General features: G+C 42.3%; 15 protein-coding genes. 9 read left to right on the forward strand and 6 right to left on the reverse strand.

Annotated elements, in window-relative coordinates:
* Nucleotides 1-69: 69 nt before the first annotated feature.
* From pgmB to V7K62_RS13335, 3 genes are all read right to left on the reverse strand, one after another.
* Complete coding sequence (gene pgmB, locus V7K62_RS13325) at nucleotides 70-3,090, reverse strand: beta-phosphoglucomutase (protein ID WP_334864618.1); 3,021 nt, start codon at nucleotides 3,088-3,090, stop codon at nucleotides 70-72.
* A gap of 77 nt (nucleotides 3,091-3,167) precedes the next feature.
* The gene (locus V7K62_RS13330) at nucleotides 3,168-3,449 is read right to left on the reverse strand and encodes a hypothetical protein (RefSeq protein ID WP_334864620.1); all 282 of its coding nucleotides are present in this window, start codon (nucleotides 3,447-3,449) and stop codon (nucleotides 3,168-3,170) included.
* 29 nt (nucleotides 3,450-3,478) lie between these two features.
* A complete protein-coding gene (locus V7K62_RS13335; protein WP_334864623.1) occupies nucleotides 3,479-5,890 on the reverse strand; it encodes a sucrose synthase in 2,412 nt (803 codons plus the stop codon).
* Nucleotides 5,891-7,236: 1,346 nt separating this feature from the next.
* Here V7K62_RS13335 and V7K62_RS13340 point away from each other — a divergent pair.
* The gene (locus V7K62_RS13340) at nucleotides 7,237-7,488 is read left to right on the forward strand and encodes a hypothetical protein (protein WP_334864625.1); all 252 of its coding nucleotides are present in this window, start codon (nucleotides 7,237-7,239) and stop codon (nucleotides 7,486-7,488) included.
* Nucleotides 7,489-8,114: 626 nt separating this feature from the next.
* Here the strand turns inward: V7K62_RS13340 and V7K62_RS13345 are convergent.
* Entirely contained in the window at nucleotides 8,115-8,348 is a 234-nt protein-coding gene (locus V7K62_RS13345; protein WP_334864626.1) for a DUF4327 family protein, read from the reverse strand.
* Between the two features lie 397 nt (nucleotides 8,349-8,745).
* Between V7K62_RS13345 and V7K62_RS13350 the strand changes: the two genes are divergently transcribed.
* Nucleotides 8,746-9,978 carry a cysteine desulfurase-like protein gene (locus tag V7K62_RS13350; protein ID WP_334864627.1) on the forward strand — a complete coding sequence of 411 codons (1,233 nt, stop codon included), beginning with the start codon at nucleotides 8,746-8,748 and terminating at the stop codon, nucleotides 9,976-9,978.
* Here the strand turns inward: V7K62_RS13350 and V7K62_RS13355 are convergent.
* Nucleotides 9,975-11,240 carry a molybdopterin molybdotransferase MoeA gene (locus V7K62_RS13355; protein WP_334864696.1) on the reverse strand — a complete coding sequence of 422 codons (1,266 nt, stop codon included), beginning with the start codon at nucleotides 11,238-11,240 and terminating at the stop codon, nucleotides 9,975-9,977. The genes V7K62_RS13350 and V7K62_RS13355 overlap by 4 nt on opposite strands.
* A 61-nt stretch (nucleotides 11,241-11,301) precedes the next feature.
* The gene (locus tag V7K62_RS13360) at nucleotides 11,302-11,931 is read right to left on the reverse strand and encodes a hypothetical protein (protein ID WP_334864629.1); all 630 of its coding nucleotides are present in this window, start codon (nucleotides 11,929-11,931) and stop codon (nucleotides 11,302-11,304) included.
* A gap of 317 nt (nucleotides 11,932-12,248) precedes the next feature.
* Between V7K62_RS13360 and V7K62_RS13365 the strand changes: the two genes are divergently transcribed.
* The 7 genes from V7K62_RS13365 to V7K62_RS13395 all read left to right on the forward strand — a co-directional run bounded on the left by V7K62_RS13365 (nucleotide 12,249) and on the right by V7K62_RS13395 (nucleotide 17,323).
* Complete coding sequence (locus V7K62_RS13365; RefSeq protein ID WP_334864631.1) at nucleotides 12,249-12,806, forward strand: RDD family protein; 558 nt, start codon at nucleotides 12,249-12,251, stop codon at nucleotides 12,804-12,806.
* Between the two features lie 43 nt (nucleotides 12,807-12,849).
* Nucleotides 12,850-13,044 (forward strand): 50S ribosomal protein L33, encoded by a 195-nt coding sequence (gene rpmG, locus V7K62_RS13370; RefSeq protein WP_094333178.1) that lies wholly within the window; start codon nucleotides 12,850-12,852, stop codon nucleotides 13,042-13,044.
* A gap of 2 nt (nucleotides 13,045-13,046) precedes the next feature.
* Complete coding sequence (rpsR, locus tag V7K62_RS13375; RefSeq protein WP_012411240.1) at nucleotides 13,047-13,262, forward strand: 30S ribosomal protein S18; 216 nt, start codon at nucleotides 13,047-13,049, stop codon at nucleotides 13,260-13,262.
* A gap of 218 nt (nucleotides 13,263-13,480) precedes the next feature.
* Nucleotides 13,481-15,541, forward strand: coding sequence for a ribonuclease catalytic domain-containing protein (locus V7K62_RS13380; protein WP_334864634.1), 2,061 nt, complete (start codon nucleotides 13,481-13,483; stop codon nucleotides 15,539-15,541).
* 56 nt (nucleotides 15,542-15,597) lie between these two features.
* Nucleotides 15,598-15,882 (forward strand): type II toxin-antitoxin system ParD family antitoxin, encoded by a 285-nt coding sequence (locus tag V7K62_RS13385; RefSeq protein WP_334864636.1) that lies wholly within the window; start codon nucleotides 15,598-15,600, stop codon nucleotides 15,880-15,882.
* Nucleotides 15,882-16,187 carry a type II toxin-antitoxin system RelE/ParE family toxin gene (locus tag V7K62_RS13390; RefSeq protein ID WP_334864638.1) on the forward strand — a complete coding sequence of 102 codons (306 nt, stop codon included), beginning with the start codon at nucleotides 15,882-15,884 and terminating at the stop codon, nucleotides 16,185-16,187. Before V7K62_RS13385 ends, V7K62_RS13390 begins: the two co-directional genes overlap by 1 nt.
* A gap of 47 nt (nucleotides 16,188-16,234) precedes the next feature.
* Nucleotides 16,235-17,323 carry a hypothetical protein gene (locus tag V7K62_RS13395; RefSeq protein ID WP_334864640.1) on the forward strand — a complete coding sequence of 363 codons (1,089 nt, stop codon included), beginning with the start codon at nucleotides 16,235-16,237 and terminating at the stop codon, nucleotides 17,321-17,323.
* The last annotated feature ends 191 nt before the right edge of the window (nucleotides 17,324-17,514 follow it).

The following is a 17,514-nucleotide window of genomic DNA, read 5'->3' on the forward strand; positions in this document are numbered from 1 at the left end:
AATCACAATTGCTCCAGATATTGATGCTCCTTTACCTGATGATATACTGGCTAGTTTTGAAGGATGAGATTACTGTTTTTGTCTGGAAATATTACTCAATTGATCTCGAAGGTCTGCCCATTTAATACCTGCTAGGCTGGGCAAAACAATATGAGCGGCTCCAACTCGTTCAACGGGGCCAAGTCCTACTGCCCACATACCAGCGGCTAGAGCGGCTTCAACACCTGCTGCGGCATCTTCTACAACTACAGATTGCTCTGGTTCGATTCCTAGCTGCTTGGCTGCGTACAGAAATAGGTTGGGTGCTGGCTTGGGTTGCTGGACACTATAACCGTCAGCGATCGCATCTACTTTATCCACAATGCCCAATCGCTCTAACACTGGGCGGGCATTTTTGCTTGCTGAACCAATACCGATCTTAATACCAGCTTGCCGCAGTTCATCCAACAAGGCGATCGCACCTGGTAACAAATCTTTGGGTGTCATATTTTTGATCAAATCCACATAATAGCGATTCTTACGCTCCATCATCTCCTCGATTTGTGCTTCCGAATACGGTCTATCCCCAAGAATTAGCATCAGAGAAGCACGACGAGATACACCCCGCAGCCCTTCGTTCGCTTGCCGATTAAACGGTATACCCTCTTGATCTGCTAGCTTCTGCCAAGCTAGATAGTGAAGTTCTGCTGTATCTGTTAGCACACCATCTAAATCGAAGATGAATCCTTGGATGTTGGGGTTGTAAGTTGCAGGGAGTGGGGAGGATGAAGGGGCTGGCGAGGCAGGGGGAGTAGGGAGAGGAGGAATATTTGGGGCCTCAACGAAGTCGGGATTTTGGGAGAGGGAAAGTTGAAGAAATTCTAGTTGACGAGTTATGTCTTGGGCAACTTCTGCCCGATGTAGATCGAAGTCGTGCCATTTCCCGCGCCAGTGCAGTTTAAACTTTAGGCGCGTCCAGCCCGGTGGGAGGTGGGGGTTGGCTACAGGGCCATTTTCAGTTAGTTGGATACCACCGAATCCAAAAATTACAGCTTGCCAAATGCCACCAGCACTAGCGCCGTGAATTCCGTCGTTGGTGTTACCTCGGTTATCTTCAAGATCAACCATTAACGCCCGCATAAACTGTTCATAAGCTGCGGTTGATTTGCCCAAATCGGAAGCTAAAATAGCTTGAACTGCTGGGCCAAGGGACGAACCATAAGTAATATCTGTGCGGGGTGCGTAGTAGTCCCAGTTTGTCTGCAATGCTTTTTCGTTGTAAGGAAAATCTGCTGATTCCCGCATTAAATATAAAAGCATTAATACGTCTGGCTGCTTGAGTACTTGACATTTGTTGGTTTTCTCAATACCCAAGATCGGTTGCATGGAGCGATCGCGTGGTTCATAATCTGCTAAGTTGATATCTTCCAATTGGAAAAATCCCTCAAACTGCTCGATTAGTTCTGTTACTGGGTCATGGAAAAACAATATTTTGGCAATGATATCTTGCCAGTGCAATCGCTCCTCTGGGGTCAGCTTTAGTTTCTCTTCTAGTTCGGTGGCTCGTTCGGGGAATTTGTCAGCCAACCAATCATAGACTGCGATCGCTTTCTCTAGATGCCATTGCGCCATCCGGTTTGTAAAGGCGTTGTTGTGGACTAATTCATGGTATTCATCCGCTCCAATTACTCCCCGAATTTCATACCGTTCCTGCTCAGAATTGAATTCCACCCGGCTACCCCAAAAAATGGCGGCATCCAAGATCACTTCTGCACCACACTTTTGCATCCAGTCATCATCACCAGTCGCTTGCCAGTAGTTCCAAATGGCGTAGGGGATATCTGCATTAATGTGAATTTCGCGATCGCGGCACCAAATCCGCACATCTTCACCATAAAAATCACTGCCGATAGACCAACGTGGAGTCACTTCATCTCCGGTATCAGCACTTTCCCAGGCAAACATTGCCCCTCTATACCCGTAATGGGCTGCCTTGCGTCTAGCTCCTGGTAAGGTGTGCCAACGGTAAGTGAGTAAGTTGCGGGCGATCGCTGGTTGAGTAAACAGAAATAGGGGCTGCATAAAAATTTCTGTATCCCAAAAGACATGACCGCGATAGCCAAACCCCGAAAGGGTTTTAGCAGGAATGCTCACCCTGTCATCATGGCGTGGGGCAGCAATCAGCAGCTGAAACAAATTGTAGCGAACAGCAAAAGTAGCTGTGCTATCCCCCTCAATCAGGATGTCACTTTGCTGCCAAACCTCATCCCATGCCTGTTCATGAGCTTTTAGTAATGTTGCGTAGTCTGGCAGGTGTGCGAGTTTTTCTTGAGCTGCTAGAACTGGTGTTTCAATCTCCCGCGAGGTAAAAACTGTCACGAGTTTTTCCACCGTCACGGTCTGCTGCGCTTTAGCCAAGAAGGTCGTACTCAAAGTAGGATAACCAGGTGCGGTATTGACTTGCAAAGATGCTTCAGTGCCTAATATTCTCACTTTAGCTGCCATACCGAGTTCAATTCGAGAGTTGCGCGTGCGGCGTTGCAACCAGATTCCTTGTTTAGTCTTGCCCTGGTCTAATTCTTCCCAGTGATTGAAACCCTGATTTTCTGGATAGCCATTGATGCTAGCTTGAACTTCAATTAATCCATCAAAATCTATTGGTGTTAAATGGCAGCGTAGCGCCAACACGTGAGGATCTGCAAGACTAGCAAAGCGTTCAAAGCTGATGTCTATAGTGTGCCCACTGGGAGAGCGCCAACGCAAGGCACGGAAAATTAGTCCATGACGCAGATCGAGTTGCCGATCGTAGCGCAATATCTCACCTTGATCGAGACGGAAGCGATCGCCATTCACAATCACTACCAAGGGTAGCCAGTCCGGGCAATTTACCAGTTCAGTGTACACTACTGGCACATCATCAAAGACACCGTGGATAAAAGTAGCTGGCAATGCATGAGGATAACCTTCCTCAAAACTACCTCTTGTTCCCAGGTATCCATTGCCGATTGTAAAGACGGTTTCTTTGGAGTGCAATTGCTCAGGGTCAAACTGGGTTTCGATTAATATCCAATCTGTGTAAATAAAGTGGCGAGAACGACCTTTTGTTTGCATAAGTTGGGAGTGGGGATTGGGGATTGGGGATTGGGGATTTTGAGCTAGATGAATCAGTCTTTTGTAATTGAACTCCGTTAATAAGTCTTTGAGGTGGATGAACGGAGTTCTGAGGTGGATGAACGGAGTTCTGAGGTGGATGAACGGAGTTCCGAGGTGGATGAACGGAGTTCTGAGGTGGATGAACGGAGTTCCGAGGTGGATGAACGGAGTTCCGAGGTGGATGAACGGAGTTCCGAGGTGGATGAACGGAGTTCTGAGGTGGATGAACGGAGTTCTGAGGTGGATGAACGGAGTTCTGAGGTGGATGAACGAGTATCTAATTCTCCTTGTCTCCTTTGTCTCCCTTGTCCCCTCATCTCCTTGTCACCTCACACTCCCCACTCCCTCATCCCCCCTTATGCTTTTCCAAAATCTTTTCGGCTCTGGGTTTATAAATGAGATGAAATAAGGCTTCCATGTAACGATCTCTGGCTTCATTATTTTCGGGAGCAACAAAGTTCCAAAAACTAAACATTTTAGTAAGCAGTAGTAATTGGTTGCTATGTAAATGCCAATTATATTTGTGATGAATTCGCTGACTCATCCATTCTGAAACTTCGTGCCAGTATTCAGCACGAGTATCGCATTGGTCAAAGAAGTCTAAAATTTTCGTTGCTGTTCCTTCTAAGTCTGTAGGATTAATATTAAAGTCATTTTCTTGATTCTCGATAATTTCTAAAGAACCGCCAAATTGAGTTGCAAAAGTTGGCAAGCCGGAAATCATCGCTTCCAAAATACTCCGACCGAAGGATTCAAAACGGGCAAAATGGACATAAATCCCCTGAGAATCTGCAACTACTCGGTAGGCTTCGCCGATCTCGCTGCTAGGGATACGCATCCCCACCCAGCGAATCTTGCCATCAAGATGATATTGATCAATAATGTCGTGGAGTTTTTGAATTTCTTCTGCTTCCTCTGGGTTTATAGCTTCATGTAGATGCAATTTAGTAGTTAAGAGAATCAAGTTACAACGCTCTTGCAACGCCTGATTTTTACCAAAGCATTCAGCTAAACCAGTGAAGTTTTTGCTTGAAGTTATGCTATCAAGGGCAAAGATTGGTCGCTTATTGGGGTGATCTAAATGACCAAGAATTTGGGTATCTTCGCGGCTAAATAGTAAGTCGTGGACTTGTGTGCGAAGGTTAGAATCTCGGTTTTCTTTTTGGCTGTAGGGAAAGAAAATATTTTCATTTACTCCCGGTGGCACTAAGTTAAATTTAGGACTAAACAAATCAATTCCATCAACCACATGATACAGCTGCGGCATCGTAAACCACTTGTACGACTCGTATTGACCTATGGTATCGGGCGTGCCAACAATTTCTTGATAAGACGATGTGATAATGAAGTCGGCTGCATTCATGCTAATCAAATCGGCGGTGAATTGTGCCGAAAAATGATATTTATCTTCTAAATCTTGCCAATATAAATTGCTAAATAGATGCTTCGGCTTTTCCAAAGAATGGGCAATGTTACACTGGGTAACTTTCATCCGGCGAGATAGGATAAAGGCCACTAAATTCCCGTCGCTGTAGTTGCCGACGATGAGATTAGGTTTGCCTTTAAATTGAGCTAGTAATTCTTTTTCCGCATCTAGAGCAAATTGTTCTAAATAAGGCCAAATCTCAAATTTAGAAATCCAATTGTTAGTAACTTCTGGGTTAAATTCACCAAAAGGAACGCGCAATATCCAAGCATTTTCAGTATCTCGGACTTTTTCTAAGCGCAGGTTACAAAATGTTCCTTCACAGTTAGGGATTAGTCTGGTGAGAATAATTACATGGGGTTTAATGCCGATCTGATCGAGGCCAGCAAGTTTGATTTGTTCACGCAGTTCGTTTTCTAAGCTGCGGGCTTGTTCGAGGACGTAGATAACTTGACCGAGTGTTTCATCTCTTCCTAAAACATCTTCTTGTGCAACCCAACCGTGGACGGAAACGAGGACGACGCGAAAGACCGCAGGGACGCGGGCCACAAATGTTTCTAAAATGCCAGGTTCTGGGGAGTAAATGAGTCGGTCGAGGAGTTCTAGGGTTTCGGAGACTCGCGCCGCAGTGTTACCCCAACCAGGCTCAAAGCCTAGTTCTTGGAGGTCAAAGCTAAATTTTTCATAAGGTTCATGAGGCGATCGCTCACTCAGGAATTTGAGCGCTGGCTTAATTTGTTTAGCTAACTGAATACCGGAGGAAATGCGATCGCTCAACAATAGGCGAATACCATTGCATTGCAGCCCATGTAATGCTTTAAATAACATTTCTACCCAATATTCGGGGTCAGTCAACAATTGATTGCACAGATAACGGTTGAGGAAGGCTAAACCTTGACCTATATTTCTAGCGTCGTCAATTCTGGGAGAACTCTCATAGAAGGGGTGGAGGTCGATTTCGAGGATGTGGGGTTGGTAACGGTTGACAAGGCGATCTCTCACATCTAACAACGCTTCAGGCGTCATCTGCTCGAACCTGCTAAAGTCGGCTGTCAGTTGCCAAACTTCTTGATTAGCAATCCTCGGTCGAATCACGAACCAAGTACTTTCCTCTTCCAGAATTATTTCGTGGGTGTATTGTATTAGTTTGCCAACAGAAGAAGAGTAGTAAAAATAGGCTGGCTTTTGGGATTGATGACAGTAGTCAGCAAAGAAGAGCAAAATCTCATTTCTTAGGAAGTAACGCTTACCTGAATCACTCAACGCACAAATAAACTGATGTAGAGCAGTTTTTTCATCACCGTTGGAGATAGCTTGAACTAGTTCATACATGATGACGAATTCCAGAAAATTAGCTAGGTAACAACCTCATTTTTCTTTCTAGTCTTCGGTTTTTTGAGGTACATTTCCCCCGAAATCATAAATTACTATGAAAATTTTCGCGTCTAGCTCTGGGATGAAAGGCTGTGAGAACTTTAAATCTATAGGAGGAGGGAGTACAGGGGAGAATTATTGAACAAGTTTCCTTCTCAATCCGGCATAAAAATCTAAAAATGCAATTAGATTTCTCAAAAAATCAGTATATTTCTAATTTATCTCTTCCCTGTTCCCTATCTCTACGAGTAATTTTAAAATTCAAATACTAGTCCTATATCAAGCCTAAACTAATAACTTTTTGCAGTGCTTTTTCAAATGCTATGCCCTGTTTGAGGGTGATATATAGGACTAGTATTTGATTTTTGAAATGCACGTAGTGGACTGTCTAGGCTTTAATAGTGCATTAGACGTAGACTTTTGTTGGGTGGAGGCTTTGCGTAACCCAACATATATCAGGATGTTGGGTTGCGCTCCGCTCCACCCAACCTACAGCCATGACAGTTCACTACAAGACTACCGAGATTTTTTCACAAATCAAATATGATTCCTATACAACAATACGTATTGCAACTGAACGAATTGAATTATCACAATGTATCAGAGCCGATTTGGGTAATTCAGTGATGGTCTGATATATCTGCATCGTATCTTGATAATTTATGTCTTCAGATTTAGTTGGGAGATATAACATAGTACAATCCCAAAAGCTCAGTATTCTCCTGTTCATTAGCCAGCAAGCCTGTTTCGTCGGGCAAACGTAGGTTCAGTACAGACTTATAACCCAATACGGTTCAGTTAAGCATTTTTTTCTTCTCTTTGTTTCCTCTGCTCCTCTGCGGAAAGCCGCTCCGCGTCTACGTTAAAAAAATTGAGTTTGACATCTAGATGAAGAAACTGGAAATGAATATTTTCTGACTCATTAAGACAATAGTTTCGACTACAAAACTATTAGGTTTAATCTTTAATGGAGAATAATTAATAACATTATTTAAGCTAAGTAACTTAAGCAGTTGATCATTAAATACTATGGTTAATTTGTTAATTCTAATGATCTTCCTAGAATTTATCTGAAGATAATTTGAGGAGCTTTTGACAAAATAGCTAAATAAACCTAAAACTATTACTTAAGAAATACTTAAGAAATTTTGCTAATTTATTAAGTATTTTAACTTTCCTGAGAATTTTCTCATATTTAAAGACTATAGTCAAAACATAGACAGTTTGTTTTAAATATCTACGGGCTTGTCAAGTGGCTGTCCTGATTTGCAATAACACTTTTATTAACAGGATTTGAGAAAAATATGAATTACTGTCCTTGCTGTTCAAGTTTAGTTTTAGAACATATACGCGGTGCAGAAACTTACTGGTTTTGTCGCCACTGCTGGCAGGAAATGCCTATTTATAATTGGAACGAATCCAGTTCACTCAGCGAAGTTGTAATGCGAAAACTATCTAGAAAACCTCAAAAAGAAAAACGTAGGAGTACTACTATTTATGCAAGCCAATGGCAATCAATTACCGAATGGATTGGGCTAGAAGAGTTATCTACCTAATACAATTGACTGGAATAGGTTATAGCGTTTCCTAATCATATAAGGTACATTATAGTCCCCTCATCGCTTGCTCTTAGGGGGTTGGGGGTGGGGTTCTTGTATCTCACTCAAGCGAGAACCGCTATAGTATAATTATTTTTTCTTGATTTCAGGAATAAATTGCCATAAAATGCGAGGCTGTAGCCCAACCATAAAATATTAGCTGACACAGCTAGAAAAAGAAAACAGGGAATTTTATAAAACAAACAGCCAAAGAGGTGAAATTGCTTCTGAACTTAGGCTATGTCTGACTGGAGGCAAGAACCCTAAGAGGTTGTTTGAAAAGTCTAATTTATTACTTGCCTCGGCGATTGGAAATCGCGGCTACACGAGACTTAACCTGCCTCCGCAGGTTAAATAAAAACCCTTGTTTTGTATTAATCCACCTCCGTGGACTAAGTTTTGTGTAGTAGCGAATTCTATTCGTCCAATACTTTTCAAACATCCTCTAAGCCATCCATAAAGATTTATTGCTTACTTTCATAATCTCTTGCTTATAACCCCCGATTAATTCGAGGGTTTTTAATATTGAAAAATGAATTTTTAATTTTGATTTTATTGGGATGCAGCTAATGGTGGTTCAGCTTCTAAATGCTACCTAAATCGTCTTCCCACGATTCATGATTCAGTAGGTCGATAATTCTATCTCTGAGTAGAAATTCATTTTTTTCTAACTCAAGTTCAAAATTAACCCATTCACGATGAGGAATATATTTACAGAGGGTATAAATTGGATGCTGACGGTTAAGAAGTCCCTTTTTAACAAGTTGAAGCGCTTCTTCCTTGATAACCTCAATGTCGTATTTAACGATAGTGTTCATAAGTCGTTCCTTTATTTTCAATCAAGGAATTAAGAATCAAAACAATACTTGCTTTAACTCTCCCTTAAACTTATCAAATAAAATTGGCGGAAATTGTGAAGAATCAAGACATTAACCCTTGTTGGAAGCTAGGTATGTCAGTAAGATACTCTTCGTGGGTCTAAGTATACCCTCTCTAGATAGATTCTTGCAGAGGATATCTCCAGAAATTAAATATGCATTGTCTAGAACCCTTGTAGAGACGTAGCAGTGCTAGGTCTGTCTACATTTTCACCAGAATCTAGAGAAAGAAGGCTGGCACAACAACCTGTAAACTCCAAAATAGCATGTAGATGCTCTCTGGGCGACTTGCCAAAAGGTAGGCTAGGGTAAAGAACATTCCTAGAGGACTTATACTATGCTCTTGAATCTTGATAAAGTTCGTCAATATTTTCCCGCTCTAGCTGGTGAATGGACTTTTTTTGATAATGCTGGCGGGTCACAAACCCTGAAAAAGGTAGTAGATAGAATTAGCGAATTTCTCCTGAGTTCTGATGTCCAGTTGGGAGCTTCTTATGGGGTTTCTCAACTTGCAGGAGAACGATTAACTCTAGCAACTAGGGGAATGGCTACTTTGATTAATGCCAATTCTTCTAAAGAAGTGGTCATGGGCCCATCGACTACAATGATGTTAAAGGTTCTCTCAATTTGCCTGGGTCAAACCTTCACACCTGGTGATGAGGTTATTGTTACTAATTGTGACCATGAGGCCAATATTGGTGCTTGGGTAGCTCTTGAAAAACAAGGAATGAAGGTAAAAGTGTGGCAAGTTCGTCCAGATACTTTGGAACTTCATTTAGCAGATTTAGAACCATTGATGAGTCAACGGACAAAACTGGTAGCCTTGACTCATGCTTCTAATGTTCTGGGAACTATCAACCCAATCAAAGAAATTGCTACATTTGTACACGATCGCAACGCCATGATTTGTGTGGATGGTGTAGCTTATGCACCCCACAGATTAGTTGATGTGCAAGATTTAGATGTTGATTTCTATACTTTGAGTTGTTATAAAGTCTATGGGCCGCATCATGCCTTACTTTATGGTAAAGAAGAACATTTATTAAGATTGCCTGGTCTTAACCATTATTTTATTGAACAGACAGATATACCTTATAAATTTCAGTTAGGGAATGTCAATTTTGAATTAAGTTATGGAATGTTAGGTTTATGTGATTATTTAAGTGAATTAGCACAACTGCACTACGGTAATGAGACTGCACCTGATTTGAGAAATCAAATGGTACAGGCGTTTGATTTAATTAGCATACATGAAGAAAAGATTAGCGATCGCCTCCTAAATTACCTCAACAGTAAACCGAATGTGCGAGTGATTGGTCAATTAAAGGCTGACCGCCAATCCCGTGTACCAACTATATCTTTTGTGGTAAATGGAATAAATAGCTCAACTATTCCCGCAAAAGCTGACCAGCATTATATTGGGATTCGCTATGGGGACTTTTATGCTAAACGGCTGATTGAATATCTGGGGTTAGGATCTCAAGGTGGAATAGTCCGGGTGAGTATGGTGCATTACAACACCCTTGAGGAAGTTAACAGCTTGATTGAGGCTTTTGAGCAGATATTTTAACTATTACTAAGCTGCAAAACTTGCACCTCTTCTTGTGGCAAAATTAATGTTTTACCCACAGGTAGAACAGCTAAGGCATTGGTTTGAGCTAAATTAATTAAATTGCCAGAACTGTGACTACCACCAGCTTTGTGAAATTCGTAAACACCATCAATTAAATGCAATTTACCCCAAAGGTAAGTTTCGCGTTTGCCGTCCGATCGCAATTCATTACGCGATCGCACTTTCAAAAATAATGGTTCCCAACCTTCAGTAATTCCCGAAAGTTTCTTGATTGCTGGTAGCACAAACCGCCAAAATGTCACCAACACAGCAGCAGGGTTCCCTGGTAAACCAAAGTATAGTGCTGTTAGCGGATAGCTAGGGTTTAGCCCGTTCTGAGTTGGGAAAGTGGCCACAGTGAGGGGTTTTCCTGGACTCATCTGTACAGCCCGAATGTGGATTTTTGCTTTTAGTGACTCTAGAATTTTGTCAACATAGTCATAATCTCCCACAGAGACACCACCAGACGAGATAACTATATCAGCGATCGCAATGGCGTGCTTAATAACTTTCTCCAGAGCAACTGGATCATCTTTCACAATGCCTAAAATTAACGGTTCTGCGCCACTTTGTCTCACCAAAGCTGCGATCGCATACTGATTAGAATCCACAATTTGCCCTGGTTGCAACGGTTGATCAACTGTCACCAACTCATCACCAGTGGAAAAAATTGCCACGCGCGGACGGCGGTAAACACTTAATTGCGGACACTGTGCTGCTGCTAGTACGGCAATTTCTGAGGCATTTAACTTAATTCCGGCTGGTAGTAGTTGTGTTCCAGCTTGATAAAAAGATGCTTTGTGTCTGACAAATCCTTGTGGTTTTGGTGCATCCAGGATAAATACACGGTTTTCCTCTTGGCGTGTCTTCTCTTGGATGACTACAGTATCTGCACCTGCTGGGATCAGGGCACCTGTGAAAATCCGTGCGGCTTGTCCTGGTTGAATCGTAGACTTGGGCTGATACCCAGCCGGAATATCTTCAACAATTTCTAAAATAGCTGGTTGTTCAGCGCTAGAGTGCTGTACATCTTCGTACCGAACTGCATAGCCATCCATTGCCGAATTATCCCAATGGGGAAAATTTAGCGGACTGGTGACAGGCGTTGCCAAAATACGACTATCGGCTGCCAATAAATCGACAACTTCTGTATCCCGTTGCTCATCCAACGGTTGTACTAAATTTAAAATAATTGCTTGTGCATCGCTGACTGATAACATAGCGATCGCCTCCGACTTTTTATCCTGATTCCTGTAAAGTAACACTGACCAATTGTAGATTTTAAATTTTGGATTTTGGATTGAATTTCTGCTTAAGGCTAGCTCCCAAACTACACACTGCTAGTAAACCTATAATTATGCTTCCTTCGGGGACTTTGGATATCTGAACCGAATTATTGCTTAAATCTAGTATTTGCTTTGTGCCTGCTGCATCTCTGTTGTAAAAACCAAATTCTTTAGCTACAACTTCATCACTCGAATCTTCATCTATGAGTGCGAGATTATTATTGAGCCACGTGTCACCAGGAAGATCATTATCCTTGCCAACATCAAAGGGGCCAAAGATTTGCTCTTTAGTGCTATCAAAGTTGAATCTCAAAAAGCTGTAGTTAGATAGACCGCTAAGTACGGGAGTGAAACTATTTATGAGATTACTCAAGGGATCAAAGAAGGAAATTGAGAGGGATTGCAAGTTTTTCGTAGCTCCCAAACCTGTTTCAGAAATGACGCTGGGAGCAGTTGTTGTATCGTAGTTAAATGAACCTTGAGCTAAATAACCAGTGTCTCCTTTCCAGTTAAATTTGAACTCAGCAGCATGAGCTAGGTTGTTAGTGGTTATGGCGATCGCTAACCCTAAAGTAGTAGTCGTTACCAGACTAATAGCTGTTTTAGCAAACAGATGCATCATCATACAACTTCCAAATTAGTTAAAATTAAGTTTCTACAAAAATACAAGATTTCCTAAAAACAGACTCTTGTCGTGTGGATAGTGTTCGACTGACTTGTACTGAGCCTTGTCGTTGGCGCAGCCTCTGCCTGCGACACCCTGTTCGCGTTCGTAGAGTCTTTGCACCAAGCTTGTCGAAGTGTCACGCCAAAATCTTAGCCGCCCTAATTATGGAACTTTTATGTGTAACAGTTTAAACGCCAAACCCAAGTCATCATCTTAATATAAAAAACAGGAGTAATCATTATTCCCCAACCCCTAAATAAAAATACCTATTTTGTATGACTATCGAACGACTTCCCCAAAAACACTATCCCAAGGCTGAAATTGGGCGACGAGGTATGGCATTGGGGCTTGATTTCCTTGGTGTCTGGTTAGTCAGTTCTCTACTGGGCGGCGGCGATATCGGGATTCAATTTGTGCAAATCCTAGTTTTTGTCATATTTTGGCTGGTTTTGCGGGTGCTGGTGGTATACAACAATCAAGGGCAAAGTTTAGGGCGTTGGGCGTTCGATTTAAAAGTCTTAGAAGTCGAAGACGGGGAAGTAGTGGGCAGAATTCCAGATTTGCTCTCACTCGTGAAGCGAGAGGCGATTATCGGCTTAGGTGCTTTATTAGTGTCAATTGCCCTGAGCAATATTAGAGCCAATCCCACTGCTATACTGCTAGTACTTCCCCTAGCAATTGATTGTGGGACTGCCTTCTCTGATACCCAGATGCGGCAGGCTTTACACGATCGCTATTGTGGAACTTTCATCGTTTCGTCGCGTCGTGGCTACTCGCTTGATATAAAAATTAAAAGATTAGTTGAAAATATGCGGCGGAATGTGAGAAGATAGTCATTTGTGTTAATTCTCTTCAGGCTTCACTGTTTGTAAGATTATGGCTAAGAGTAAAGGTGCCCGCATTATTGTCACACTAGAGTGTACCGAGTGTCGGACAAATTCAGATAAGCGTTCTGCTGGTGTTTCACGTTATACCAGTACCAAGAATCGCCGCAACACCACCAACCGGCTAGAACTGAAAAAGTTCTGCACCCACTGCAACAAACATACTGTTCACAAGGAAATTAAGTAAAGATGAGTTATTTCCGTCGTCGCCTTTCTCCGATCAAGCCAGGAGAACCAATCGATTATAAAGATGTTGATTTATTGCGTAAGTTTGTCACCGAGCGGGGAAAGATACTGCCACGTCGGATTACCGGCCTGACATCTCAGCAACAGCGAGAGTTGACATTAGCAATTAAACGTTCGCGGATTGTGGCTTTGTTGCCATTTATCAATGCGGAAGGCTAAAACAATTTTGGATTTGGAATTTTAGATTTTGGATTATAAAGAGAAGCTGCATTCAAATAAATATCTGGCTTTGTCTTTCTGAGTCCAAAATCTCAAATCTGAATCAGAGGGTGTAAAATAAATTGCTGAATGAAAAACGGTTGGATTTAGGAGTTAACACCAGTTATGAAATCCAAAATCCAAAATCCAAAATCTAAAATTATTAGAGTGCGAGAGTTGTGGAGAAGGGGACGCTAGTTGAATTTAGGGTTCAAGGCGATCGCCGTCTGGGGATCGTAGAACGTCCAGACGGTAAAACCCGCTGGTTTGTGGTAGACGAACGTGGTCAATCCCACAGCCTCGCGCCTAGACAAATAACTTATACAGTTACCGGACAGACTTACAAGCCCTCTGAGATTGCCAGCTTTTTGGAGCAGATCAAGCCTTATTTAGACCCATCTAGCTTAGAAGTAGCTTGGGAATTACTAGTTGAAGATGGCGAAACAGTTACCCCAAGCCTGATGGCGAATCTGCTATTTTCGGAATCAGCCGCACCTCCTTGTTATGCCGCCTATTGCTTGTTATCAGACGACAAACTTTATTTCAAGCAGAAAGGAGACGCTTACGAGCCAAGAACTGCTGCTCAAGTGGCAGAACGCCAGCACCAACTGGAAGTAGAGGCGCTAAAAGCTAAAGGACAGCAGGAATTTTTAGCTCGTGTAGAGCAGGCACTCCAAGGTGAAGCAGTAGAGTGGGGGCGTCACGATCGCCAGCGCTTAGAAGGACTAGAAAAATACGCAGCGCTGATAGCTGACACGGTGCGGACGGGGGTTAATTATGACTCCTTAGCTCGCGCTTATCCGCCCAGCGCTCCAGTATTAGAAACTATGACCATGCTGGGACGACCCACAACACCCCAAGGAGCCTTTCAACTATTGGTAGATTTGGGTCACTGGAGTCCTTATGAAAACTTGTTCCTGCGTCGTTCTTCAATTCCGATTCAATTTCCTCATAAGGTATTAGAAGTGGCGCAACAGCGTTTGGATTTCCCGCCGATTGACTCAGATACAAACCGCCTTGATCTGACTCATCTGAAGGTTTACACCATTGATGATGAAACTACCACAGAGATCGACGATGGTCTAAGTTGGGAAGTACTGCCCGATGGACGGGAACGCCTGTGGGTGCATATCGCCGATCCCACTAGATGGTTAGTACCGGAAGATGAATTAGATTTGGAAGCCAGAAAGCGCGGTAGTACAGTCTATTTACCGACGGGAATGATTCCCATGTTTCCAGAAGTGTTGGCAACCGGGCCAATGAGTCTGATCCAGGGAAAGGTTTGTTGCGCCCTGAGTTTCGGGATTATTTTAGGTACAACTGGAGGAGTAGAAGATTACAGTATTCATACCAGCTTGATTAAGCCGACTTATCGCCTCACCTACGAAGATGTAGATGAAATGCTGCAATTACGGGTACAAGCAGAACCGGAAATTGCTGCGATCGCAACTTGGGCACAGCGGCGCAAAGCTTGGCGTTACGCCCAAGGAGCAATTAGCATCACCATGCCGGAAGCGACGATCAAAGTCAAAGGTGAGGAGATCCACATTGATATTTTGGACGATTCCCCATCGCGGCAACTGGTAGCAGAAATGATGATTGTTGCCGGTGAAGTTGCGGCTCGTTATGGTAAAACTCATAACATACCTTTGCCCTTTCGCGGTCAACCGCAACCAGAATTACCTCCAGATGAGGAATTGCTTCTACTTCCAGCCGGATTCGTTCGGGCTTGCGCCATGCGTCGTTGTATGCCCAAGAGTGAAATGAGCATTACGCCTTTGCGTCATGCTGGTTTGGGCTTGGATACTTACACTCAAGCAACCTCTCCCATCCGCCGCTACAGTGACTTACTCACCCACTTTCAAATTAAAGCCCATTTGCGGGGTGAAGTTCTGCCATTTTCCGCAGATCAACTTAAAGAAGTGATGATGACTGTCACCAGCATTACCCAAGAGGTGACGATGGTGGAACGACAAACTAATAGATATTATGCTCTAGAATATTTACGCCGTCATCCAGAGGAAACTTGGGATGTGACAGTGTTGATGTGGCTGCGAGAAGACAGCAACTTGGCGCTAATTTTGTTAGAAGATTTGGGCTTGCAGTTGCCAATGGTTTTCAAACGTTCTGTGAACTTAGGCGAACAGATAGTGGTGAAAGTTAGCCACGCCGATCCACAAAAAGATATGATTCAGTTCCAAGAAATAATTTATCAAGAAGCTCAAACAGCAGCGAATTAACTTTGCTCAAACTCCTTTCGGTTAGGATATAGAGTAAATGGAATGAGGTAATAATTGTGAATGTATCTTTGACCCCAGAATTGGAGCAGTTGGTTAAGGATAAAGTTAATAGTGGTCGATATCACTCAGTGAGTGAGGTGATGGGCGAAGCATTGAGATTGCTAGATGAACGCGATCGCGTTCAAGAACAACGTTTAGCAGAATTGAAAGCTAAAATCCAAGTTGGTATCGAAGAACTCGAACGTGGTGAAGGAATTGATGGTGAAGAGGTATTTGCAGAAATAGAGGAAGACATTCGACGCGCCCAAGCCCAAATGCAACAAGCTGAGGCTGCTAAATAATGAGTAGGTGTATTTTAGCGCCTTCAACTAGATTAGATTTGAAAGAAATTAGCAGCTATATTGCCCGCTTTAATCCTGATGCGGCCCTAAGACTCAACAAAAAAATTATACAGCAGTGTAAACTGTTGGCCGATTTTCCTAATATGGGGCAAAGTTGCGATACTTTTGCCAGTGGTTTACGGAGTTTTCCACTAGAAGATTACTTAATATTTTATCGTCCCATTGATGGCGGTGTAGAAGTTGTACGTATTGTCAGCGGTTATCGAGATTTAGATACAGTTTTCTTAAGTGAGGATATTCCTTAAGATTGTATTTGAAAAAAGAGGATAGCATATTAGTTTTAAGAAACAGTATGCAAAAGCAAGACTTTTATCGTGCCGATCCTGTAGCCCGTTGGTTAATTGACAAATGCAAATTGACACCTGTCAGTTTAGGAATGCTCTCAATCGTCATTACATCTGGTCTTTATTTAATAGCTGCTACGGTAAGTAATACGTTGATATTACATGAAAAACACTTAGGATTGCTACAGGATTGGTTCGCCTGGGTGTGGATCTGCCTGCTCAATCCAGTCATTTTTGGCTATTACCTGTGGTCATTTAAGGCAATCTATCAGCTAATTGAATACCTTGAACAATCGGATATTGTTGACACTACCGAAGCAGAAATTAATTTGGTATTATTGCCTTACCAAAAGTCGTGGCGTCAATTTTTTGGATTAGTAACAGCGATCGCTTTTGGGATCTGGTATTTCTCCGTACAGCAAGATGTTTATAACTGGACAGGATCTGATGGAGGAATTCCTGCCCTTACGGGTGCAATTAACGCTGTTGCAATATTTTACGCAGGAAGTGTATTAGTGTTGAACCTAACAACAAATGTTTGGTTACTGCATGAACTTTTGGGTAAGGATAATAAGCAACTTAAAATTAATCCACTCCACCCCGATCGCTGTGGCGGTTTGAGTCCGTTGAGCCGATATTCATTAAAGACAGCTTACCTCGCAGCTATATTTGGTACAATGATCACATTGAGTAAGTATCAATTTATTAGTCAAGGAATCGCGCAGGAATATTGGTATTTTAATTTCACAATCCTACTCTATATTCCCATATCCTTAGTGTGTTTTTTTGGCCCTCTCCTTACCGCCCGCAGAGGTATGAAAAAAGCTAAAGAAGAATTATTAGGTGAGATTGCCAAGCAGTTTCAAATCGATTATAAACGCATTCATACAAGCTTGAGTAGCGATGGAGAAACTTTGAAGAAAGAAGCTGTTAAACTTCAAGAGTTGCGTTCTCTCTACACATTGACTAATGAATTTCCTGTGTGGCCTTTTGATGTTACAACCTTGCGTCAATACTTGCTTTCTGTAGTTACACCACTTCTCCCCCTGCTAATTAAGTTAGGAGAATACTATTTTAAGCGCATGGTTGTAAAGTAATTTAAACTCAAATATTGCATTTGTATAGTTTTAATTGAGAACGGGTAAGAGGATGTCTGAAATTTTTTTTGTATACACCGAATGCTTAGAGATCCCCCTAAATCCCCCTTAAAAAGGGGGACTTTGACGTTCTTATTCCCCCTTTTTTTAAGGGGGTTAGGGGGGATCAATAAATATTTGATACTTCTCAG

It is taken from the genome of Nostoc sp. (genome assembly GCF_036917935.1).
In the GTDB taxonomy this organism is placed as follows: domain Bacteria; phylum Cyanobacteriota; class Cyanobacteriia; order Cyanobacteriales; family Nostocaceae; genus Nostoc.